This window comes from Pseudoduganella sp. GW821-FHT05F09 (assembly GCF_059419605.1).
On record NZ_JBWKSD010000006.1, the window covers coordinates 205403 to 227521 of the forward strand.

Annotated in this window: 20 protein-coding genes; 9 read left to right on the plus strand and 11 right to left on the minus strand. The window is 63.4% G+C overall.

What is annotated here, in order from left to right:
• Nucleotides 1-66 precede the first annotated feature (66 nt).
• Nucleotides 67-942 carry a flagellin N-terminal helical domain-containing protein gene (locus AC07S4_RS20680; RefSeq protein ID WP_494988441.1) on the minus strand — a complete coding sequence of 292 codons (876 nt, stop codon included), beginning with the start codon at nucleotides 940-942 and terminating at the stop codon, nucleotides 67-69.
• A gap of 132 nt (nucleotides 943-1074) precedes the next feature.
• On the opposite strand from AC07S4_RS20680, the gene rimO reads away from it, so the two are divergent.
• The 8 genes from rimO to AC07S4_RS20720 all read left to right on the plus strand — a co-directional run bounded on the left by rimO (nucleotide 1075) and on the right by AC07S4_RS20720 (nucleotide 7766).
• Nucleotides 1075-2469 carry a 30S ribosomal protein S12 methylthiotransferase RimO gene (gene rimO / locus AC07S4_RS20685; RefSeq protein ID WP_494988442.1) on the plus strand — a complete coding sequence of 465 codons (1395 nt, stop codon included), beginning with the start codon at nucleotides 1075-1077 and terminating at the stop codon, nucleotides 2467-2469.
• A gap of 67 nt (nucleotides 2470-2536) precedes the next feature.
• A complete protein-coding gene (locus AC07S4_RS20690) occupies nucleotides 2537-3703 on the plus strand; it encodes a cystathionine beta-lyase (RefSeq protein WP_494988443.1) in 1167 nt (388 codons plus the stop codon).
• 4 nt (nucleotides 3704-3707) lie between these two features.
• Nucleotides 3708-4475 carry an APH(3') family aminoglycoside O-phosphotransferase gene (locus AC07S4_RS20695; protein ID WP_494988444.1) on the plus strand — a complete coding sequence of 256 codons (768 nt, stop codon included), beginning with the start codon at nucleotides 3708-3710 and terminating at the stop codon, nucleotides 4473-4475.
• A gap of 15 nt (nucleotides 4476-4490) precedes the next feature.
• Nucleotides 4491-5135: a GNAT family N-acetyltransferase gene (locus AC07S4_RS20700; RefSeq protein WP_494988445.1), complete on the plus strand. Its 645-nt coding sequence runs from the start codon at nucleotides 4491-4493 to the stop codon at nucleotides 5133-5135.
• A gap of 51 nt (nucleotides 5136-5186) precedes the next feature.
• Complete coding sequence (locus AC07S4_RS20705) at nucleotides 5187-5675, plus strand: hypothetical protein (RefSeq protein ID WP_494988446.1); 489 nt, start codon at nucleotides 5187-5189, stop codon at nucleotides 5673-5675.
• 81 nt (nucleotides 5676-5756) lie between these two features.
• Nucleotides 5757-6707 carry an alpha/beta hydrolase gene (locus tag AC07S4_RS20710; protein ID WP_494988447.1) on the plus strand — a complete coding sequence of 317 codons (951 nt, stop codon included), beginning with the start codon at nucleotides 5757-5759 and terminating at the stop codon, nucleotides 6705-6707.
• 47 nt (nucleotides 6708-6754) lie between these two features.
• Nucleotides 6755-7300 (plus strand): YybH family protein, encoded by a 546-nt coding sequence (locus AC07S4_RS20715; RefSeq protein ID WP_494988448.1) that lies wholly within the window; start codon nucleotides 6755-6757, stop codon nucleotides 7298-7300.
• 163 nt (nucleotides 7301-7463) lie between these two features.
• Nucleotides 7464-7766, plus strand: a complete 303-nt coding sequence (locus tag AC07S4_RS20720) for a DUF1330 domain-containing protein (protein ID WP_494988449.1) — start codon at nucleotides 7464-7466, stop codon at nucleotides 7764-7766.
• 24 nt (nucleotides 7767-7790) lie between these two features.
• On the opposite strand, the gene AC07S4_RS20725 is transcribed toward AC07S4_RS20720, so the two are convergent.
• The 3 genes from AC07S4_RS20725 to AC07S4_RS20735 all read right to left on the minus strand — a co-directional run bounded on the left by AC07S4_RS20725 (nucleotide 7791) and on the right by AC07S4_RS20735 (nucleotide 9891).
• Nucleotides 7791-8210: an STY0301 family protein gene (locus tag AC07S4_RS20725; RefSeq protein WP_494988450.1), complete on the minus strand. Its 420-nt coding sequence runs from the start codon at nucleotides 8208-8210 to the stop codon at nucleotides 7791-7793.
• Nucleotides 8211-8288: 78 nt separating this feature from the next.
• Nucleotides 8289-9527, minus strand: a complete 1239-nt coding sequence (locus tag AC07S4_RS20730) for a DUF2252 family protein (RefSeq protein ID WP_494988451.1) — start codon at nucleotides 9525-9527, stop codon at nucleotides 8289-8291.
• Between the two features lies 1 nt (nucleotide 9528).
• The gene (locus AC07S4_RS20735) at nucleotides 9529-9891 is read right to left on the minus strand and encodes a DUF4870 family protein (RefSeq protein WP_494988452.1); all 363 of its coding nucleotides are present in this window, start codon (nucleotides 9889-9891) and stop codon (nucleotides 9529-9531) included.
• A 203-nt stretch (nucleotides 9892-10094) separates the two neighbouring features.
• Between AC07S4_RS20735 and AC07S4_RS20740 the strand changes: the two genes are divergently transcribed.
• Nucleotides 10095-13220, plus strand: coding sequence for a TonB-dependent receptor (locus AC07S4_RS20740; protein ID WP_494988453.1), 3126 nt, complete (start codon nucleotides 10095-10097; stop codon nucleotides 13218-13220).
• A gap of 58 nt (nucleotides 13221-13278) precedes the next feature.
• On the opposite strand, the gene AC07S4_RS20745 is transcribed toward AC07S4_RS20740, so the two are convergent.
• The 7 genes from AC07S4_RS20745 to AC07S4_RS20775 all read right to left on the minus strand — a co-directional run bounded on the left by AC07S4_RS20745 (nucleotide 13279) and on the right by AC07S4_RS20775 (nucleotide 22070).
• Entirely contained in the window at nucleotides 13279-13707 is a 429-nt protein-coding gene (locus AC07S4_RS20745) for an STY0301 family protein (RefSeq protein ID WP_494988454.1), read from the minus strand.
• The gene (locus tag AC07S4_RS20750; protein WP_494988455.1) at nucleotides 13704-14093 is read right to left on the minus strand and encodes a BPSL0067 family protein; all 390 of its coding nucleotides are present in this window, start codon (nucleotides 14091-14093) and stop codon (nucleotides 13704-13706) included. Before AC07S4_RS20750 ends, AC07S4_RS20745 begins: the two co-directional genes overlap by 4 nt.
• 102 nt (nucleotides 14094-14195) lie before the next feature.
• On the minus strand, nucleotides 14196-15062 hold the full coding sequence (serB, locus tag AC07S4_RS20755) for a phosphoserine phosphatase SerB (RefSeq protein ID WP_494988456.1): 867 nt from the start codon (nucleotides 15060-15062) through the stop codon (nucleotides 14196-14198).
• Nucleotides 15063-15066: 4 nt separating this feature from the next.
• Complete coding sequence (gene mfd / locus AC07S4_RS20760; protein ID WP_494988457.1) at nucleotides 15067-18510, minus strand: transcription-repair coupling factor; 3444 nt, start codon at nucleotides 18508-18510, stop codon at nucleotides 15067-15069.
• A 123-nt stretch (nucleotides 18511-18633) separates the two neighbouring features.
• Nucleotides 18634-20589 (minus strand): phosphatase PAP2 family protein, encoded by a 1956-nt coding sequence (locus AC07S4_RS20765; protein WP_494988458.1) that lies wholly within the window; start codon nucleotides 20587-20589, stop codon nucleotides 18634-18636.
• An 87-nt stretch (nucleotides 20590-20676) separates the two neighbouring features.
• Nucleotides 20677-21264 carry a DUF4337 domain-containing protein gene (locus tag AC07S4_RS20770; protein ID WP_494988459.1) on the minus strand — a complete coding sequence of 196 codons (588 nt, stop codon included), beginning with the start codon at nucleotides 21262-21264 and terminating at the stop codon, nucleotides 20677-20679.
• A gap of 74 nt (nucleotides 21265-21338) precedes the next feature.
• Entirely contained in the window at nucleotides 21339-22070 is a 732-nt protein-coding gene (locus tag AC07S4_RS20775) for a carbonic anhydrase (RefSeq protein ID WP_494988460.1), read from the minus strand.
• Nucleotides 22071-22119 lie beyond the last annotated feature (49 nt).

The following is a 22119-nucleotide window of genomic DNA, read 5'->3' on the forward strand; positions in this document are numbered from 1 at the left end:
AAAGGGGTCAGGGTTAGTTTTCCCGTGTGGGAAAACTAACCCTGACCCCTTTTTTGCTTTGGACTATTACTGGAGCAGGGAGATGATCAGGCTGCTGACGCTGCTGCTTTGCTTGAGCATGGCGGTGCCGCTTTGCATCAGCATCTGGCTGGCCGTCATGGCCGCTGTTTCCTGGGCGAAGTCGGCATCCATGAAGCGGCCTTCGGCGCGCGTGGTGTTCAGGCTGATGTTCTGCAGATTGGTGTAAGCATGCTCCAGCCGGTTGGAGACCGAGCCGAAGATGGAGCGGCCGGCCGCGACGCCGTCGATAGCCTTGTTGACCTTGTCTATCGTGTCACTGGCCTTGCCGCCCAGCAGTTCGTCCCCCAGCACGGGCAGCGCCGCAATGTTGCCGGCGTTGAAGACCGAGGTTTGCGTCAGCGGCTGGAAGGCGTCCGTGTAGGCGTCGTCGAACTGGAAAATGAAGCGTTCGCTGGCGTCGGAGCCGATCTGGAAGGAGCGGTCGAAGTCGGTGAAGGTGCCGCCCGGGAACAGGCCGCTTTCGCCGAACACCGTCTCGTGCCAGATGGCGCGGCTGTTGTCTTTGGCCAGGCCGTCGTACTCGGCCTGCATGGCGGCACGGTCGTTTTCGGTGTAGCCGCTGTCGGCCGCCGCGGTGGCCAGGTCCAGCATGCGCAGCAAGTTGTTGCCTATGCTCTCGTACAGCGTTTCCACCGATTGCAGCTGCGAAATGCTGTTCTGGATGTTGCGCATGGCGACCTTCATGCCGCTGCTTTGCGCCTTCAGGCGCGTGGCGATCTGCAGCCCGGCCGCGTCGTCCATCGCCGAGTTGATGCGGTAGCCGGTCGCCAGCCGCGTCGAGCTGATGGCCATCTGCCTCTGCGTGGCGGAGGTGGCGTTCAGTGCGGCCAGATTGGCCTGGCTGGTGTGTAAGCTGAGCAAACGTGCCTCTGGGATGGAATCTTTAACTTAAGGCAATTATACATAAGTGAAATGCATTTGGGAAACGTTTTGCCTGGGCCCGCATAGGGTATAATGGCCGATTGGCTTGAACATTGATCGCTCCCCACTACCATGCAAGAAATCTCCCGTATTCCCAAGGCTGCAACCGCAGCGGCACCCGCCGGCACCGCTCCCAAAGTCGGATTCGTTTCGCTCGGCTGCCCGAAAGCGCTGGTTGACTCCGAACAAATCCTGACCCAGCTGCGCGCCGAGGGTTACGAGACCGCCAAGTCCTACGACGGCGCGGATCTGGTGATCGTCAACACCTGCGGCTTTATCGACGCCGCCGTGCAGGAATCGCTGGACGCCATTGGCGAAGCCTTGGCCGAGAACGGCAAAGTCATCGTCACCGGCTGCCTGGGCGCCAAGAAGGACGGCGACGGCAACGACATGATCAAGACCATCCACCCGAAAGTGCTGGCCGTGACCGGTCCGCACGCGCTGGGCGAAGTGATGGCCTCGGTCCACTTCCACCTGCCGAAGCCGCATGAGCCTTTCATCGACCTGCTGCCGCCGCAAGGCGTGAAGCTCACGCCCAAGCACTACGCCTACCTGAAAATTTCCGAAGGCTGCAACCACCGCTGCAGCTTCTGCATCATCCCGTCCATGCGCGGCGACCTGGTGTCGCGCCCGATCGGCGAGCTGATGCTGGAAGCGGAGAACCTGTTCAAGTCCGGCGTGAAGGAACTGCTGGTCATTTCGCAGGACACCTCGGCCTACGGCGTGGACGTGAAGTTCCGCTCCGGCTTCTGGAACGGCCGCCCGATCAAGACCCATATGACCCAGCTGATGGAAGCGCTGGGTGAGCTGGCCAAGCAGTACGGCGCCTGGGTGCGCATGCATTATGTGTACCCATATCCGCACGTCGACCAGGTGATTCCGCTGATGGGCGAGCACGTCCTGCCTTACCTGGACATCCCGATGCAGCACGCGCATCCCGATGTGCTCAAGCGCATGAAGCGTCCGGCCAGCGGCGAGAAGAATCTGGACCGCATCCTGGGCTGGCGCGCCATGAATCCGGACCTGACCATCCGCTCCACCTTCATCGCCGGCTTCCCGGGCGAGACCGAAGCCGAGTTCGAATATCTGCTGGACTTCCTGAAAGAGGCCCAGATCGACCGCCTGGGCTGCTTCGCCTATTCGCCGGTGGAAGGCGCGACCGCCAACGAGATCGCCAACCCGGTGCCGGAAGAAGTGCGCGAAGAGCGCCGCGGCCGCGTGATGCTGCTGCAAGAGGAAATCTCGCGCAAGCGCCTGCAGGCCAAGGTCGGCAAGACCGTGCGCGTGCTGATCGACGAGCTGACCCCGAGCGGCGCAGTGGGCCGTTCCGCGGCGGACGCGCCCGAGATCGACGGCGTGGTCTACGTGAAGAAGCCATACGAGCCGCACAAGAAACTGAAAGTGGGCGAATTCTTCGACGTGGAAATCACCCGCGCCGACGCGCATGACCTGTGGGGCGAGGCGTAATTATTCCACTGCTGTAAAATCGAAGGCGGACGCGCACAGGCGGTCCGCCTTTTTTCATTCAAGAGCCATGACGAATCCAAAATCCCAGCAGACCGCCCTGATCCACACCGACTATGAAGCGCCGTCCGGCTTCGCAGCTTTCCCGACCGCCATCCACCACGCATCGACCGTGCTGTTCAAGAACGTCGCCGCGCTGCGCTCGGGCGAGTGGCGCGAGAAGAACGCCTATACCTACGGCCTGCACGGCACGCCCACCACCTTTACGCTGGAAGCGCGGCTGGCCGAAATCGAAGGCGGCCTGCACTGCCTGCTGGCGCCGAGCGGGCTGGCGGCCATCGCCATGGTCGACTTCGCGCTGCTGAAAAGCGGCGACGACGTGCTGCTGCCGGATAACGTCTACAACCCCAACCGCGAACTTGGGCGCTGGCTGGCCGACTTCGGCGTCAGCGCGCGCTATTACGATCCGCTGATCGGCGCCGGCATCGCCGCGCTGATCCAGCCGAACACCAGGCTGGTGTGGACCGAGGCGCCGGGATCGGTGTCGATGGAGGTGCCGGACCTGCCGGCCATCTGCAAGGCCGCGCACGAGAAGGGCGCGCTGGTCGCGCTGGACAACACCTGGGCCGCCGGCCTGGCGCTGCGCGGCTTCGAGCTGGGCGTGGACGTGGTGATGCAGGCGCTGACCAAGTACCAGTCCGGCGGCTCGGACGTGCTGATGGGCGCCGTCATCACGCGCGACCGCGCCGTGCACGACCGCATCTCGCAGGCGCACATGCGGCTGGGCATGGGCGTGGGCGCGGACGACACTTACCTGGTGCTGCGCGGCCTGCCGACCATGAAGCTGCGCTTCGAAGCGCACGACAAGGGCGCGCGCAAGGTGGCGGCGTGGCTGAAAGCGCGCCCCGAAATCACCAAGGTGCTGCACCCCGCGCTGGAAGACTGCCCGGGCCATGACATCTGGAAGCGCGACTTCAGCGGCGCGGGCGGCCTGTTCTCGGTGCTGTTCGACGAGCGCTACACCGAAGTGCAGACCGACCGCTTCGTCGACGAGCTGAAACTGTTCGGCATCGGCTACAGCTGGGGCGGCGCCAACAGCCTGGCGGTGCCGTACCGCATCCAGGCCATGCGCCAGGACTGGCAGCACGGCAAAGGCATCCTGGTCCGCTTTAACATCGGCCTGGAAGATCCGGACGACCTGATCGCCGACATCGAGCAGGCGCTCGGCAAGCTGTAAGCGCATGCGGCCGCCAGCGATTGCCGGTTTTATCGGGAACGCCGCACTGCGGCACGACAAGATCGGCGAATCGCCTTGCCAGGTGCACAGCTTCAAGCGCGGCAAGGAGCTGTTCTACCTGAAGGCTTCCCCGGCCGTGTACGCGCCCACCACCTATAGCGTGCGGCGCGAAGCCGCCATACTAGGCTGGCTTTCCGGGCGGCTGAACGTGCCCGAAGTGGTGCTCGCCGCCAGCGGCGATACGCACGAATACATGATCACGCGCGCCGTGCCGGGCGTGCCGCTGTCTGCGCGCGTCGAAGCCGGGCAGCCCGTGCTCGAGCTGTTCCTCGAAGCCCTGCGCCAAGTGCAATCCATTCCCGCCGCCGGTTGCCCATTCGATGCCGGCGCGCATTTCCGCTTGCGCGAACTGGACTACCTGCTCGGCAAAGGCCTTATCGACGAGGACTACGACCTCGCGCCATGGCCGGGCCTCTCCACGCCGCAGGATCTGGTAGCGCGCCTGCGCTCCACCATCCCGCAGGAAGACCTGGTCTTCGCGCATGGCGACCTGGGCGACAGCAATGTCTTTATCGACCAGCACGACCAGCTGCACTTCATCGACTTCGGCCGGGGAGGGCTGGCGGACCGCTGGATGGACATCGCCTTCGCGCACCGCAACCTGCGGGAAGACGTTTCCGACCAGGCCGCCGGGCAGCTGCTACTCGGCCTGGGCCTGCCCGACGCCCCAGCCAAGCGTGAATTCTTCGAACAGCTCGATGAACTCTTTTAGCCGAAAGCACCGACAATGACCGAGATCGATTTGTCCCTTCTGGAACGCTGGTTGACCGGCTGGAGCCTGTCCCGTGGCGTGCCGCTGCCCGTCAGGGAGCACGGTGGTTTGAGCGTCGAAGTCGGCATGCCGCTGCAATTGCGCCGGCATGTATTCCTTGACGCCGGACCTGCGCTGCAGGCATGCGCCGAGCGTATCCACGCCCCCCTCATTTACCTGAAAGCGCCGGTCGATCCCGCTGTGCTGCGCGCCGCGCTGCCGGCGCGCTGGACCGTGGAAGACCCGGGCTACCTGATGCTCGGCCCCGAGGCGATGGCCAGGCAAGCAGAACTTCCAACCGGCTATGCCATCGAAGAGTCTGCGGAACATGGCGCCAAGCTCGTGCGCGTCATGCACGCGGATGGCGAGCTAGCCGCATCAGGCCGAATCACCACGGACCAAGGCTGCGGCGTATTCGACCAGATCATCACCTCCGAATTCCATCGCCGCCGGGGCCTGGGAACGGTGGTCATGCAGAGGCTGGATGCGATAGCGAGGCAAGCCGGCGTGACGGAACGCCTGCTGGTCGCCACGAAAGAAGGCCGGGACCTCTACATGAGCCTAGGCTGGCGCCAGCTTGCGCCGTGGAGCACGGCTGTATTGCCGGCGCCGGACTTGTAGCAGCCGTAGTGACAAAGCACGCATTTTCACGAACCTGCCTTGATGTAAATTATGGGCAATGGCAAAGCCATGCGGCGCGAGTCCTCCCCAGGAATGCCCGCTGGCTTGGCGAAGGAAGCGGCGCTAATGGAAGAGCTGATGAAAATTTTCGTAATAGTTTACCTAAGTATATTCGCGCTAAGTTGCTGGGCGGAAGAAACTGCATCGTTCACCTTGGCGTCGGGCGTCACGTTGGTGGAGAAAGCGACTGTTTCCAATAGCGTGGAGGGTTCGCTGATACTGAATAAGACCAAGGACGGCTATGAAGTTCTTGTTCACGCTTATATGCCTTGCCAAGGTGACTTTGCCGTTCCTTGGCTAACACTCGGCCCAAAGGCAACTTTGGTACTCGGGAAGGAGCGCTCCCTCCTCGGATTTCGCAACAAAGAGGAGTGTAAATATAGAGTGCGAGCTATCATATCCAGGGATCGATTAGATAGCGGCAACACTCTTTATGTCGTAAATGACCAAGTGGTTCTTGGCCATGCAAAGGTTCCCTGACAATTCATAAGCCCGAATATGAAAGCTAATGGAGAACCGCCAAGAGCTGCGGTTCAGCTCCTACACGTGAAAGTAAATTTCTTGAAGTATCTTCTTTGTGTATTTGCAGCATCTTCTTTCAATGTGCACGCAGCCGCGTGGCAACCGGAAAACGGATATACGCAATTACCGATCTGGCCTGGAGCCATACCTAACGCCAATCCAACCCCTGGGCCTGAAGAGGAAGTGACGCTGCAGGACAAGCGGCTCGTCGCTGGGAAGTCCTGGTTGGAGGTCGCCAATGTCACACGTCCGACGATGACGATTTACCCGCCCAAAGGAGCAAACACGGGCGCCGCTGTGGTAGTTTTTCCTGGCGGCGGTTATTGGCACCTGGCTATCGATCTTGAGGGAACGGAAGTCTGTGATTGGCTGACATCGATAGGTGTGACGTGTGTACTCTTGAAATACCGCGTTCCAGGATCTGGTCCGCACTGGGATCAAATTCGCAACATGCGTGTCATCCCGAAAACGCACACCGCGCTGCAAGACGCGCAAAGAGCGCTGGGGCTCATTCGCCACAATGCAGCCGAATGGAAAATCGATCCGAGGAAGATCGGGGTACTTGGCTTTTCCGCAGGCGGGCATTTGGTCGCCTCAATCAGTACGCATGCTCAGCGCATCTATGCGCCTGTTGATGACGCCGACAAGGAGAGTTGCCGCCCCGACTTTGCCGTGGCTCTGTATCCAGGGCATATGTCGGTGAATTACAAAGCGGACCTGTCAAGACTGAATCCGACCATTCAAGTCACGAGCCAAACACCTCCGACCTTCCTGCTTCACGCTCAAGACGATCCGGTGGATCCCGTCGAGTTTTCTCTGCTTTACTATGCAGCCCTAAGGAAGCAGAATGTGCCCGCTGAAATGCACTTGTTCGCCAATGGCGGGCACGCGTTTGGCCTTCGTCCTGCCAAATCTCCAATCACGAAGTGGCCCTTGCTGGTCGAGACTTGGCTAGGAACGATCGGAATGATTCCGGCTTCACCGCCTTAAGGTGATTTTGATGACAGCACATAACTGCCCACGATTTTAGGAAAACAATGCGTAGACCACTAGCTAGTGTATTAATTTTCGGCGGACTAGCCATCTCGTCCCCATTCGCCATGGCCCAGACGCCGGACAGAAACGACAAGGCGCAAATCGAACGAGTGATTGAAACCTTCCGTGCGGCTATCGTCAACAAGGACGAGGAAGCATTTCTACGATTGTTCGTGAAAGAGGACATCACCTGGACTGGTGTCACCACGGATGCCAGTATCGAAAGGATGTACGCGAACAGGCCCCAGCCTGAATTGAAACGGCCTATTAAATTCTTCAACAGCAGTCCCCGAAAATTTATCAACTTTGTGGTCAAAGACAAGGAGAAAATCGACGAGACGATCACCAACGTGCGCATCGATAGCGATGGCGACGTTGGGCAGGTCTGGTTCGACTACACCTTTGTCAACGGTAGCTATAAGGAAAATTGGGGCAAGGAAAGCTGGCAGATGGTGCGCACCATCGATGGCTGGAAAATCGCAGGGGTGGTGTGGTCGCAGGAAATGAATCCAATACCCCCTTCCTCACGCCAGGGACGATTGGAATGATACGGCGCCCAGCCGTCGTTTATTCAGTCTTCAAGAACACCCGGTCGTAAACTTGACGTATCTGCCGCGCGCCTTCTGGATCTTGCCATTTTTGTAGTCGACTCTGCGAATTTGAGGAGAAATTTTCGGCGCGGTAGTAGTCGAAAACCTAAAGGAGAACACAATGTCAGCTTACGTCATATTCATCCGCGAATCGACCATCGATGAGTCTGAGATGGAGCAGTACAAGCAGAGTGCGCCAGCGGCGCGCGCTGGCCACGATATCACCCGCCTGGCGTTTTATGGTCAGCTGGACGTGCTGGAAGGTGAGCCGCCGGAAGGCGTGGCCATCCTGCGTTTCCCGGACATGGCTGCGGCCAAGGCCTGGTACACGAGTCCGGCCTACCAGGAAGCGCGCCAGCATCGCCTCAAAGGTGGCAAGTTCCGCCTCCTGCTGGTCGAAGGCAGCGACGTCACCCCCGCCTAGCGATCGCGGCCGCGGCAAGCCAGCTCAGGAACACGTCAGCGACTGCAAATGCCCCGGTGGCGGGCCGTCGCTCTGGTCGTAGCGGGCCACGCAGCGGGACAAATGGGTGTCGAGCTTGCGGGCGAGGACGACGGTGGTGTCGCGGTAGGCGCAGCCGATCCAGAATTCTGGCGCTTGCTCGCGCCGGATGCGCCATTGCGTAATTAGGGCTTTGCCCTTGGAACTCTCGTCCGGCGTGACCTGCACCGCGTCGCTGGGATGGCCGGAGAAGAGCTGGGCGTGCTCGAGCTTGTATTCGGCGGCGCCGCCCACCGGCTCCCAGCCTTCGGCCGTGGTCACGGTGGTGGACGCCAGGATGGCGGGCGGGCACACGATTTCTTCTTTTTGGGCTTGCGCGCCGCCGGCGGCCAGCGCGGCGCAGAGCATTGCGGCTGCGTGTTTCATGTCGCCTCCCGGTTCCACGAGAACTTTCATGGTAGGGCGCAGCGGAAGCACGCGTTTAGAGGAAGATCAAGCTACCGTTCAGTACATAGGCTCGCCGCGCGCGTCCGCCGCGAGGAAGTCCCGCCAGTCCCGCCCGACCTTGGCGGCATAGCTGTCCGCAAAGCCGGTCAACTCGGCGAGGAAACCGCCCTGGCTGCTGACCGCCGCGTGGATCTGCGCCGCGATATCGGCCGTGGCCGGCGGGCTGGGGAGATTCTGGCCGGCCAGGGCGTGGGCGGAGGCGAGCGCCATGCCGAGGCTGGCTGCGGCCTTGTTCAGCTCGGCTGCGGTGGCGATTTCCTGGTATTTGAAGTCTTTGTCGGTGGGCGCTTTTTCGTGGACGTGGAAGGGCAGGCCTGCGATGGTGGCGTAGCCCGCGAGCGGGTCGGCGCCGGGCAGCATGGCTTGTTGCGCCAGGGCGATGCGCCGCCCTTCGTGCCCGTCGCCGGACGCGGCCGGCAGCACGCCGGGGCTGGCTTGCGCGACGGCGCTGGCGATGGCTTGCTTCAGTTCGAGCATGACCTGGCCTTCGGCGCCGCCTTGCAGCAGCGCGTAGTAGCGCAGCTTGCCGAGGCTGCCCATGCCGGCGCCGAAGCGCTGGCGCACGTCGAGCACGTCGTAAAAACCGGCGGGCTTGCGCATGGACGGCGCGATGGCGGCGATGTAGCCGGGCATGGCGGCGAGCACCGCATCGATCCTGGCCTGGCTTGGCGCGGCGGTTTCCTCGCCTTTGAATTTGGCCAGCAGTTCGCCGCGCTCGCCCTTGGCGCCTTTCTTGATGGTCTTTTGAACGATGCCGCTGGTGTTGTCTTCGGTGAGCCGGAAGGCCTGCGCGGCGCCGCTGCTCCGGAACTGCGCCATGCAGGCCAGGTAGGCCGTTGCCATGGCGGCGATGGCGGCGCGCCGCTCGTCCGGCGGCGGCTTGTTGGCGTAGGGGGCCAGCAACAGGCCCACGGCGAGCCGCCGCAGGTCCCACAGGTATTGGCCGGGATAGGCTTCGTCGAAGTCGCTGACGGCGAAGACCTGGGCGCCGCCGGCGTCGCGCATGGCGCCGAAGTTGGCCGGATGGGCGTCGCCCACCAGCCAGCAGCGGCCGGTTTGCGCGTTGGTATAGGGCGACGAGGGCAGGGCGGCCATGTCGCGGTAGAACAGGTGGGCGGTGGCGCGGAAGAAGGGATACAGGTCCTCGCGCATGCTCGCTATCTTGAGCGCCAGGTCCGCCTCGTTGCTGTCCCTGAACTGGCGGTTGTGCGCCAGGATCTCCTGCGCGGCCGTCATGTCAGTCCGGCATGGGCCGGTTCTCGTTCAGGTCCTTGATGCCGCGTACCAGCCGGTAGGCGGACCACAGCCAGGCCACGACCCAGATCGGCACCGCCACCACCAGCCCGATGAAGGTGGCGGCGAAGATGATGCCCACCACGAACCAGACCATATACCACCAGAAAGTGCGGATCTGCCAGCTGTGGTGGCTGTAGACGAAGGTGCCTTCGGTGGACGGCCGCTGCACGTAGTTGATGATCAGCACCAGCAGCGACAGCGTGCCGACTGAGAATACAAACGCCACCCCGTGCAGCAGATAGAGCCACCATGCGGTGTTCTTGGCCGATTCCAGCCGGTTGTCCAAAACGATGTCGCTTGCCATGCTTGCTCCTTGCAAAGTTGATATCGCCAGTGTAGCGAATTTTTCATCTTTTTGACACACCTCTCCCGGCCAGCCGCGTGCGCTGCCTGCCGCAATTAGTCACATTGTTGACAATTCCGGTTAATCGTTTACGCCTATTATCGATTTCGTAAGGCGTATTTCACCTTGCTAGCCCACTACAAAAAATATGAGGAGACCTAGGCATGGCATTGAATAGCATTACCCATCAACTTATCCGGCCTACCGCGTGTGCGGCCGCGGTGGCCAGTGCGCTTGCGCTGCTGGCGGCGCCTGCGGCCTACGCCCAAGAGGCGGCGGCCAACAACAACAGCAGCGTTGTGATCGTGTCCGGCACGCGCCAGTCGGTGGCGAGCGCCATCGACCGCAAGAAGAACGCCAGCACGGTGGTCGATTCCATCGTGGCCGAGGACATCGGCGAATTCCCGGACAAGAACGTGGGCGAGGCGCTGTCGCGCGTCACCGGCGTGCAGCTGTCGCGCGACTTCGGTGAGGGTTCGCAGGTCAATATCCGGGGCGTGGAGGCGAACTTGAACCGGATCGAGATCAACGGCCTGTCGGTGCTGAGCACCAATGGCACGGCGGGCCGTGGCGCCGAACTGCGCGAGCTGCCCGCCGAGCTGATCAAGTCCATCGACGTGTTCAAGGGCGTGACCGCCGACCAGACCGAGGGCGGCATCGGCGGCACGGTGAGCATCAAGACCAATATGCCGCTGGATTTCAAGAAGCGCACGATGGTGGTAAAGCTGGAAGGCGAGCGCAGCACCAACCGCGGCGGCGTGCAACCGCGCGGCAGCCTGCTGTGGGCCGATAAATTCCTGGATGGCCGCCTGGGCCTGATGGCCAACCTGGTGTATGACAAGGTGTTTACGCAGAATGACTACGTCCGCAACAGCAACTGGCGCTATTTCCGCGACTGGGACCAGTCGCCGGAAAAGACCAACACCAGCCTGAATCCGCGCGCAGCCGCCGTCGGCGCCAAGGCCGGCTGCGCGGGCCTGGGCACGGCCGCCGACCGCACCGCCTGCGACAGCCAGTGGTTCGACTACTCGCCCGGCGTGCCGCGCTACGGCATCTGGACCCGCGACCACGAGCGCTCGAGCGCCGAGTTGACTGCACAGTACAAAGTGGACAACGACCTGAACGTGTGGGCGCGCTACAACAAGAACGACCAGAAACAGAAGCTGAACGACCGCAACTATGTGACCGATTTCGGCGCCATCAAACGCTTTTCGACCAGCGGCGTGGCGCCGGTGTACGGCGCCAACGGCGCCCCGCTGAGCACGCCCGCCGCGTCCTGCGCCGAACCGCCCACCGGCGTCACGCCGCCGGGCATGAGCTTCACCAACCACGTGATGACGGGCTTCACCGCCGGCAGCTGCGTCAACGTGCCGGGCGAGGGCGCGTCGTACAACTTCAACACCGCCGCGCGCGACTTTGCGTTGAACATCAACTCGGACTACAAGTCGGCCGGCTTCAACTACAAAAAAGGCGCGTGGTCCGCCGAGGGCTTGGTGGCCAAGACCAGCTCCTTCTACGAGCTGCACACCAACAACATCGTGCTGGACGCGAACATCCCCGGCCTGCAGGTGAAGTTCGACGACCAGGGCTTGCCGAAATTCGTCTTCCCGGCCAACTTCGACCCGAACAAGAGCAGCAGCTACACTCGCATCCGCTCGAATTACCAGCCTTCGTTCACCGACAATACCGAAGACCAGGTCAAGCTGGACCTGAAGTATCGTCCCGACCTGCCCATCCTGACCACGCTGCACTTCGGCGGACAGGGCCGCAAGTCGACCTCCGAGCAGTACCGCTGGACCGGCTATATGGCCAGCGCGGGCGCCGATCCAAACAGCACGGCGGACGACATCATCGTGCGCAGTCCGGAAGTGACCCACGAGATTATCTTCGACCCGCTCAACACCAGCGGCGTGCTGCGCAACGGCGGCGCCATCATTCCGGGCAGCGGACTCACGGCCAACAACACCACGCGCTACGTGACCGCGCCGCAGATGGCCACGCTGGTGGACGCCATCCGCACCAACACGCCGGGCACCTTCCTCAACGGCTACGACGGCCTGAGCGGCTATCCCGCCGGCTGGATGGCGCCCAGCTTTGCCAACTCGGCACAGTTCTTCGACCTGAGCCGCTACAACCACGACCTGCTGCGTGAATCCATCGGCAGCGACGGCAAGATGTACAAGATGCCGCCGCAGTTCGCCGTCTCCGAGCGCATCAAGGCCTTCTACCTGCGCGCCGACTTCGAGCATGAGCTGTTCGGCGTGGCCTGGGACGGCAACGTGGGCGTGCGCTACGCGGGCACGGAAACCAACGCCACCGGCCTGCGCTCCTACCGCATCTACACGCTCAATCCGTCCAGCGGCGCGCGCGTGGAGACTGTGCTGAAGAACGACATCGTCACCGTCAACAACAAGTACAACGACGTGCTGCCGAGCTTCAACCTGGCCGGCTGGCTGGTGCCGGACACGCTGGTGGCCCGCCTGGGCTGGGGCAAGGTCATGTCGCGTCCCTTCATCGACCGCCTGACGCCGACCGTCAACTGCATCGCCAACAGCGGCCAGTCGCAATTCGGCGGCGACGGCAGCGCGGACGACTGCACCGGCGGCAACGTCAACCTGAAGCCGTTCCGCGCCACCAATAAAGACCTGAGCGTGGAATGGTATCCATCGCGCGACTCGCAGCTGTCGCTGGCCTTCTTCCGCAAGGACATCGCCAGCTACATCCAGAACGACGTGATACTGCCGAACCAGGACGTGTTCGGCGACGGCAGGCTGTGGGACCTGAAGACGTCCATCAACAGCGAAGGCGCGGTGACCAAGGGCTGGGAGCTGGCCGGCCGCACCGCGCTGACCATGCTGCCCGGCGTGCTGGGCGGCTTGGGGCTGGACGCCAACTACACCCGCATGTCCTTCGCCTACGCGCCGGGCAAGGAGCTGCTCAATCCGCTGGATAATACGGTGCTGCCGTATCCGGGCATGTCGCGCAACAGCTACAACGTGGGCATCTGGTACGACAGGGGGCAGTGGAACGCGCGCCTGGCCTACAACTACCGCGACGCCTACTACACCGGTTCGGTGGACGCCAACGCGTCGCTGCCTGTTTATGGCGAGGCGGTGGGCTTCCTGGACGCCAAGATCCAGTACCGCGTGAACGACAATCTGACCATCTCTTTCGAGGGCAAGAACCTGTCGGATGAAGCGCAGTACCTGAACTCCGGCTCCACCTCGCGCCGCAACGAGATGGCCTGGTCCGGCCGCCGCTACTTCGTGGGCGCGACCTACAAGTTCTAAGAGCTGACCATGCGCCCGGGCGGGCTAGCCTTCGCCGCCCGAGCGCATGCTGCCTGTGTCAGGAGCACTCGATTGCTTGCAGGCGCCCTGGCGGCGGACCTGTGTTGCGCTTGTAGCGGATCATGCAGGTGGAGTATTTCCGGTCCAGCTTGCGGGCCATAGTGAGGGGCGTGTCCCTGTAGCTGCAGCTTATCCAATATTCGTGCTGAGCGCCTGGTGGCAGCTGCCATCGTGCCGTCAGTGTATTTCCGCTGGAAGACTCGTCCGGCATCAACGAAGCTTCCTCGCCGGGATGGCCAGAATAAATCTGCGCATTTTCCAGCTGGTGCTCATGCTTGCCACCGACCGGCTGCCATTCACGCATGGTCGGCGCTGATGATGCGACTATGATGGACGCCGGACATACTATGTCCTCCGCATGAGCGGTGCCGAGATAGGACCATGCAATGGCGAACGCCGCAGCGCGCATGATGTCGGTGGTGTTCATTCGATAACAAAGTAGGTCGCAGCGTCGTCGCTGCGCTTTGCTGCTTTTGGATTGAAGCGTATGGTACGCCGGGACACCTGTCCCTTTGCGTTCCACTGATCGAGCACCACGATTCCGCTGACACTGTGGCTAAGGTATATCGCGGCATGACGCCCACGAACATCCGTCGGATATCGCCCATCCCTGTCAAAAGTCGCGATAGCCGTGCCGCGTTTTACTTCACCCAGACTGGCGTCGGCCACTTTTTTTCCCGGCTTCCAATATGGCGTGCCCGGTGCGTCGGTAGTTTGCCGGACAAACTCGACGCATTCCGCGTTACCCTTGGAGTTCAGGTAGCGCTTTTTCTGGGCAATATCTTCTTCGCTGACTTTGATAGTGTAGGGCATACGGCCTCCTGTATGTGAGGAGGCCATGTTAGTTTGCCCACTGCGAACCCGTATTGTGCTTGCGCAAATCCCGTTGCTGTTACAAGGGCAAGCCCTGGCGGCTTAGGCCAGCAGGTTGAGGATGCCGTCCAGGCCGACGAAGTTCAGGGCCACGCTGGCTTGTTCGCGCACCACCGGCTTGGCGCGGAAGGCGACCGACATGCCGGCTATGCCCATCATTTTCAGGTCGTTGGCGCCGTCGCCCATCACGATGGCTTCGCCGGTGCCGATGCCCAGCTTGGCGCAGCATTCTTCCACCGTGCGCTTCTTCACTTCCGCGTCCACGATCTCGCCCAGCACTTCGCCGGTCAGCTTGCCATCGACGATTTCCAGTTCGTTGGCCAGCGTGAAGTCCAGCCCCAGGCGTTCTTTCAGGCGCGCGGTGAAGAAGGTGAAGCCGCCCGACACCAGCAGCGTTTTCAGTCCGGCGCGCTGGACCGCGGCCAGCATGGCCTCTGCGCCCGGCGACAGCTGCAGGCGCTCCGTGTACACGCGCTCCAGCGCGGACGCGTCCAGGCCCTTGAGCAGCGCCACGCGCTTGCGCAGGCTGGCCGAGAAATCGAGCTCGCCGCGCATGGCCGCTTCGGTGATCTCCGATACCTGCGGCTTGAGCCCCTGCATGTCGGCGATTTCGTCTATGCATTCGATGGTGATGAGGGTGGAGTCCATGTCCATCGCCACCAGCTTGAATTCGTCCAGCTTGTGCACGCCCATCATATAGGTTGCGTCCAGCTGGGCCGCGTGGGCCGCTACCTCGATGGTCTGGCGCAGCGCCACCGAGTAGGTGATGCCTTCGCAGCGGATGGCGGTGTCGGAAATGCGTACCACGCGCTGCGGCGCGGTCAATGCCGCAATGCGCTCCAGGCGCGGCATGCAATCGCCCAGGCCTTGCAGCACCAGGTTCATCGTGTGGTTGTTTTTGGTCTTCATTGGATCAGGCTACCAGTTGTTTAATTGCGGTCTTGATTTGCGTGACGCGCGCCGACAGGTCGGGCATGTTCGCAGTGATCTTGAGTTTGTCCTGCCCATTGAGCTTGATCTGCTTGTTCTTCTGGATCAGCGTGATGATGCGCATCGGATCGATGGGCGGCTTGGGCATGAACTGCAGCGTGGCAGCTTCGCTGTGTGCGTCGATCTTGACGATGCCCACCGTGGCGGCGGCAATGCGCAGCCGGTGCGTTTCGATCAGCGCCTTGGCCGGTTCGGGCAGCTTGCCGAAGCGGTCTATCATTTCTTCCTGCAGGTCGTCGATCTTGTCCTGCTCCTTGCAGTTTGCCAGGCGCTTGTAGATGGACAGGCGCTCGTGGACATCGCCGCAGAAGTCGGCCGGCAGCAGGGCGGGCACGTGCAGGTTGATCTCGGTGGTGGTGGACAGCGGCGCGGCCAGGTCCGGCTCCTTGCCGGCCTTGAGCGAGCGCACCGCTTCGTTCAGCATGTCGGTGTAGAGCTGGAAGCCCACTTCCAGCATTTCGCCGGACTGGTTCTCGCCCAGCACTTCGCCCGCGCCCCGGATTTCCAGGTCGTGCATGGCCAGGTAGAAGCCGCTGCCCAGTTCTTCCATCTGCTGGATGGCGTCCAGGCGGCGCTGCGCCTGCTTGCTCAGGCTTTGCACGTCGTTCACCAGCAGATAGGCGTAGGCCTGGTGGTGCGAACGGCCCACGCGGCCGCGCAGCTGGTGCAGCTGCGCCAGGCCGAACTTGTCGGCGCGGTGCATGATGATGGTGTTCGCGGTCGGCACGTCGATACCGGTTTCGATAATCGTGGTGCACAGCAGGATGTTGTAGCGCTGCGCCACGAAGTCGCGCATCACTTTCTCCAGGTCGCGCTCGTGCATCTGGCCGTGCGCCACGGCGATGCGCGCCTCCGGCAGCAGCTCGGTCAGCGCGGCCAGGCGGTTCTGGATGGTTTCCACTTCATTGTGCAGGAAGTAGACCTGGCCGCCGCGTTTCAGCTCGCGCAGGCAGGCTTCGCGGATCACGCCTTCGTTCTCGCTGCGCACAAAGGTCTTGATGGCCAGGCGCTTCTGCGGCGCCGTGGCGATGATGGAGAAGTCGCGCAGGCCTTCCAGCGCCATGCCCAGCGTGCGCGGAATGGGCGTGGCGGTCAGGGTCAGCACGTCCACTTCGGCGCGCAGGGACTTCAGCGCTTCCTTCTGGCGCACGCCGAAGCGGTGTTCCTCGTCGATGATGACCAGGCCCAGGCGCTCGAACTTCACGTCGTCCGACAGCAGCTTGTGGGTGCCGATGACGATGTCCAGCGTGCCGTCCGACATGCCCTTGATGGCTTGCGCAATCTCTTTGCCGGTGCGGAAGCGCGACATTTCGGCAATGCGCACCGGCCAGTCCGCAAAGCGGTCGGCGAAGGTTTGCGCGTGCTGTTCCGCCAGCAGCGTGGTTGGCGCCAGGATGGCGACCTGCTTGCCGCCCATGACGGCGATGAAGGCGGCGCGCAGCGCCACTTCCGTCTTGCCGAAGCCGACGTCGCCGCACACCAGGCGGTCCATCGGTTTGCCGGAGGTCATATCCTTGAGCACATTGCCGATGGCGGCCGCCTGGTCCGGCGTTTCGTCGAAGCCGAAGCTGTCGGCAAAGCGCTCGTAGTCGTGCGCCGAGTATTCGAAAGCGTGGCCCTGGCGCAGCGCGCGGCGGGCATACAGGTTGAGCAGCTCGGCGGCGGTGTCGCGCACCTGCTCGGCGGCCTTGCGCTTGGCCTTTTCCCACTGGCCGGAGCCGAGCGAGTGCAGCGGCGCATCGTCCGGCGAGGCGCCGGAGTAGCGCGAGATCACGTGCAGCTGGGATACGGGCACGTAGAGCTTGGTGTCCTTGGCGTATTCCAGGTGCAGGAATTCGGTTTCGCCTTCGCCCAGGTCCATGCTGGTCAGGCCCATGTAGCGCCCGATGCCGTGGTTGATGTGCACCACCGGGTCGCCTATCTTCAGCTCGGACAGGTCGCGCACCATGGACTCGACCTGGGTGACGCCTTCCTGCTTCTTCTTGCCCGCGCGGCGGCCGGAACCGGCATACAGCTCGGTTTCGGTGATGAACACCAGCTGCACTTTGTCGGCAGACCATTCGAAGCCGGCGTGCAGCGGGGCCACGCCCAGCATCAGCTTCGCGTCCGACTGCAGGAAGCCTTCGTAGCCTTCCACCGGCGCCAGGCTCAGGTCGAATTCGCCGAAGTACTGCTGCAGCGTTTCGCGGCGGCCGTTGGATTCGGCGCAGATCATGACGCGGCGGCCGCTTTGCAGCAGGTAGGCGCGCAGATTGGTGAGCGGGTCGTCCAGGTGGCGGTTGACGGCGATGTTGGGCACCGGCGCCGAGATCTCGGAAGCCTGCCCCAAATCTTCGCGCGATATGCTGATGCGCGCGTGCGGCTTGGCCAGCGTGAAGAACTGCTCGTCGCCCAGGAAGATGGCTTCCGGCGCCAGGATGGGGCGTTCGCGGTCCGACTTCAGGAAGCGGTAGCGCGACTGCGTGTCCAGCCAGAAGCGCTTGATGGCCGCGTCAATGTCGCCCACCATGGCCAGCGTGGAACCGGCGGGCAGGTAGTCGAACAGCGTGGCGGTCTGGTCGAAGAACAGCGGCAGGTAGTACTCGATGCCGGCAGAGGCGATGCCGCTGCTGATGTCCTTGTACACCACGGAGCGCGATGGATCGCCCTCGAACTGCTCGCGCCAGCGGCTGCGGAAGGTGGTGCGGGCCGTTTCGTCCATCGGGAACTCGCGGCCGGGCAGCAGGCGCACTTCATTCACCGGGTACAGCGAGCGCTGGGTGTCGGCGTCGAAGGTGCGGATGGTTTCAATGGTGTCGCCGAACAGGTCCAGGCGGTAAGGCAGCGCGGAGCCCATCGGGAACAGGTCGATCAGGCCGCCGCGCACCGAGTATTCGCCGGGCGACATCACCTGCGTCACGTGGGTATAACCCGCCAGCGTGAGCTGCGACTTCAGCTTGGCCTCGTCGAGCGATTCACCTTTTTTGAAGAAGAAGGTGTAGGCCGCCAGGAAGGACGGCGGCGCCATGCGCACCAGCGCCGTGGTGGCCGGGACTATCATGACGTCGCACTGGCCGGTCTGGATCTCGTGCAGCGTGGCCAGGCGTTCGGACACCAGGTCCTGGTGCGGCGAGAAGGCGTCGTAGGGCAGGGTTTCCCAGTCCGGCAGCAGGTGGCACCGTAAGGCGTCGCCTGCGAACCAGGGTATTTCGTCCAGCAGGCGCTGGCCGTCGCTAGCGTTGGCGACGATCACGGCCAGCATCTGGCCGCGCGCCTTCAGTTCAAGCGCGGCTTGCGCCAGCGCGTGCGCGTCGGCGGAACCATGCAAAGTGGGGAGCGCAAAGCGGTTGCCTGGCTTGGGGAGTGCTTTTTTTAAGTCAAAGGACATCGATGACATCTATGAACGGTTGAGCGCGGGACCTGCCCCGCGCGCTCCGGACATTATAGACGATGCTACTCCAGACCGTGGCGACTCTGGCGGGTTACGCACTGCGTGCCAACCCGCCAGCTTTCAAATGCCCAGCTTCAGCTGCAAGCCGGTATCTGTATAGACAGCTTCCACCTTGAAGCCCGGCACGGTGATGGTGTCGAACTTGCCTTGCATGCTGGCGGCGGCTATCACATTGAGGGTGTCGCCGGCGGCCGGCTTGTAGCCGTTCTGGAAGCTCACCACCAGGCTGCCGCCGGCCACCGTCATGGCGCCAGCCACTTGCAGGCGGCCTTGCTGGCCGTTGCCCAGTTTCAGTTCCAGGCTGCCTGCGGCCAGTTGCGTGTACTTGCCTGCCAGCGCCAGGGAGGCAGGCGCGTTGCTCACCAGCGTGCCGCCGCTCACATAGACGTCGCCCTTGCCGAAAGCGCTGGCCGAATTGCCTTCCAGCCGGCCCGCTTCAAGCTGGGTGCCGCCGCTCCAGGTGTTGTTGCCGCCCAGTTTCAGCGTGCCCGAGCCTTGCTTGGTCAGCTTGCCGCTGCCGGAAATGTCGTTGCGCCAGCGGTCGGCCGCGTTGAAGCCGCCCTTGGCCGCGTCCATCACCACCACCACATTGCCGGTGAAGACGCCGTAGCCGTCCGCCGCCGCGAACAGATTCAGCCTGCCCCAGCCCTCGGCATCGTCCAGGATGGGATAGCCGGACGGCAGCGCGGTGGTCTTGAGCACCACGCGGCGCTGCGCTTCGGTCAGGTACGGCAAGCGGGTTTCCAGCAGCACCTCGGCGCCTTTCGGCACCACGGCCGGCGCGGTGGTGGCGCCGATCGGCGTAAAGCCGAAGGTCAGGCGGCGGATGTAGGCGGCCTTGATGGCGGCGTAGTCGGCAAAGCGGTCGTTGGCGGCGGTGCCGGAGTGGGCATAGTCGTTGAAGGTCTCGGCCGTGGTGCCGGTCTTGAGCATCAGCGTGGCGTGCGCCTGCGCGACTGCGGCAGCCTTGGTGGCGGCATTGGCCGGGTCCAGCAGATTGGCCGCGGCAATGGCCTGCGCCTGCACGCGGCCGCTGATCACGTCCAGCGGCGAGTGCATGCCGGCGATGATGCGGCTTTCGCCCAGCTCCAGGCTGCGCGCCATGATTTCCTGGTAGCGTTCCGGCACGGCGTAGGCCATGGCGACCGCGCCGCGCACCGCCTCGGCCGAGTGGCCGCTGGTGAAGCCGCCGTCCGTGGACGGCGTGCTGCTCTTGGCCGGCACCAGGGCAGGCACCACCACCACGCTGCTGCTCCAGCGGTAGGGGCGTGCGTATTTGAAGAAGCGCTTGGCCGGCTCGGTCGAGCCGTTGTTGCCCATGGCGTTGACGAGCGTGACCACGTCGCCGAACTCCGCGTTAGCGCTACCGGCGACGCCCGTATTATTGCCGCTGTCGTTGTACAGCACCGTGGTGGCGTCGGCGGGGACGCCGGTAATGCTGGTGGTCTGGCGCGCGGCGCTGCGCCAGGCTTCGGTCAGTGGACCCATGCCGTCGGTCAGGCTGTAGCCCTTGCCGCGCCGGTCGTCCAGGTAGGCCGCCACTTCCTGCTCTTTGCTGCGGCTGGCGGTGGCTTTCACCACGTAGTCGATATTGGCGTTGTAGACGGCGGCGTTGACGATGGTGCCGCCGGGCGTGCCGTCGTTCGGCAGGCCGGTCCAGGCGGATGCCACCACGGCGGGGAAGCCCGCCACTGCGGGCGCGGTTTGTCCCGCGTCCACGATTTCGGTCAGCGGCTTCCAGATGTCGAGCATGCCGATCAGCACGCGCACGCCGGCGTTGGTGGCGGCGGTGGCGTAGCGCGCGTCACCGCGCTGGTTCGTGGCGACGTTGTCGACGAAGGCGGGCACGCTGGCCGGTATGGGCGCCGTGTCGGGGGCGCCGGCATCGGCGGGTGCCGCCGGGATGGCCAGCAGTTGCGGCTCGTTGTGGCCGGAGCCGCCACAGGCGGCCAGCGCCAGGGCAGCGCCGACCGCGAGCGCCAGCGGCAGGCGGCGCAACAGGTTCAGGTCTTGCATGGGATTCCTCGGGTAGCGTTAAAAACTACCCGCATGCTACCGATGCATCATGACGCCGGTGTGACCGTTAACATGGCGCGACCCGCGCTAAGACAGCAGCGCCACCAGGGCGTTCGGGTGGAGGGCCCATCCCGCCAGGCCGGCCAGCCCCATCAGCACGCCGAAGGCGGTCGGCACCAGCGCCACCAGGTAGAGGCCGAATTGCTCGGTCAGGGAGGTAATAGCCAGCAGCGCGATGGCAATGGCCAGCAGGGTGTCGGACAGGTCGAACTGGTCGTCCTTGAAATTGGCGGCGTCGTAGTCGCGCTGGTCCTGTTCGGCCTGGACTTTGGCGTCGGCCTTCTTTTTTTCCTGGTCCGCCACCAGCGCGTCATACTGTTTGATGGCGTCGCGGTAGGCGGCTTGCTCGGCCTCGGGGCGGCCCATCTGGTTCAGCTTGAGCTGCACCAGCGTAGCCTTGGCCACTTCCTCGCGCACGTTGCGGGCCTGGTAGTAGTTCCAGTGGTCGATGCGGTTGGCCTGCAATTGCTGCATCTGCTGGCAGATATTGTCGTCCTTGACCTTGCAGATGCCCATGAAGGTGGCCAGCAAGGCCACCGTCACGGCCACCAGCACGTTCAGCTTGCGGCTGGCCGCGCTGCGGCCTTGCGGTTCGGGGAGGTCTATCGTTTCCATTGCGCGGTGGCGGTGCGGTAGTGGGTCATCGCGCCATTTTAGGCAACGCTAATTAAAGCAGGCTGAAGGCTGCATCAGTCGAGCACGGGCCGGCCGTTGAGGGCCTGCACCGGACGGTTGTTGGGGTGGTGTATCAGCTCGGCGAAGGCGTCGACCTGCGCTTTGGATACCGTCACCGGGCTTTTCATCACCAGCCAGCGCACGCCTTCGGAGCAGGGCGGGGTGGTGAGCGAGCCGCTGAAGCGGTAGTAGCCGCGCTTGGCGGGCAGCAGGGCGGCCGCGCTCAGTGGCGCTGCCAGCGCGGCCTTGGCGCCGGCTTCCTTCGGCAACTGCGGCCACAGCGCGGCCAGCGCCTTGTTGTCGGCGCCCTGCTTGAACATGACGGCGACGACGGCCAGGTTGCCGTCCTTGTCCGCATGGACCAGGTGGACTTCGAGCGGATAGGACACGCCCGCGATCAGGTTTTCGCTGGGAGCGTGGAAATGGTACTGCTTCAGCTCAAAGCGCTCGCCGTCCAGCCACAGCGCGCTGCCGGGCGTAAAGCCGACTTGCAGCGTGTGGCCGTTGTTGAGCACTTCGCCGCCGCCGGCCTGGTATTCCATCTTGAGCGGCTTGAGCGCGGCGTGGATGGTGCCTTTCAAATCGACAGGCGACTGGTTTTTGCCGTTGCAGGCGTAGTTGTCCGGCGAGAGCTTGGCCCACTGGTCCGGGCCTTCGGCGCCGTTATAGCTCCAATGGACACCGTCCCCGGCAAGTACGGCGTGGCTGGCGCAGGCCATCAGCGCTGCGAGTGCGAATTTTTTCATGGCGTCTCCCGGAATAGTTGTTTTCCTATTCTAGTGCGTGCTGCGCCTG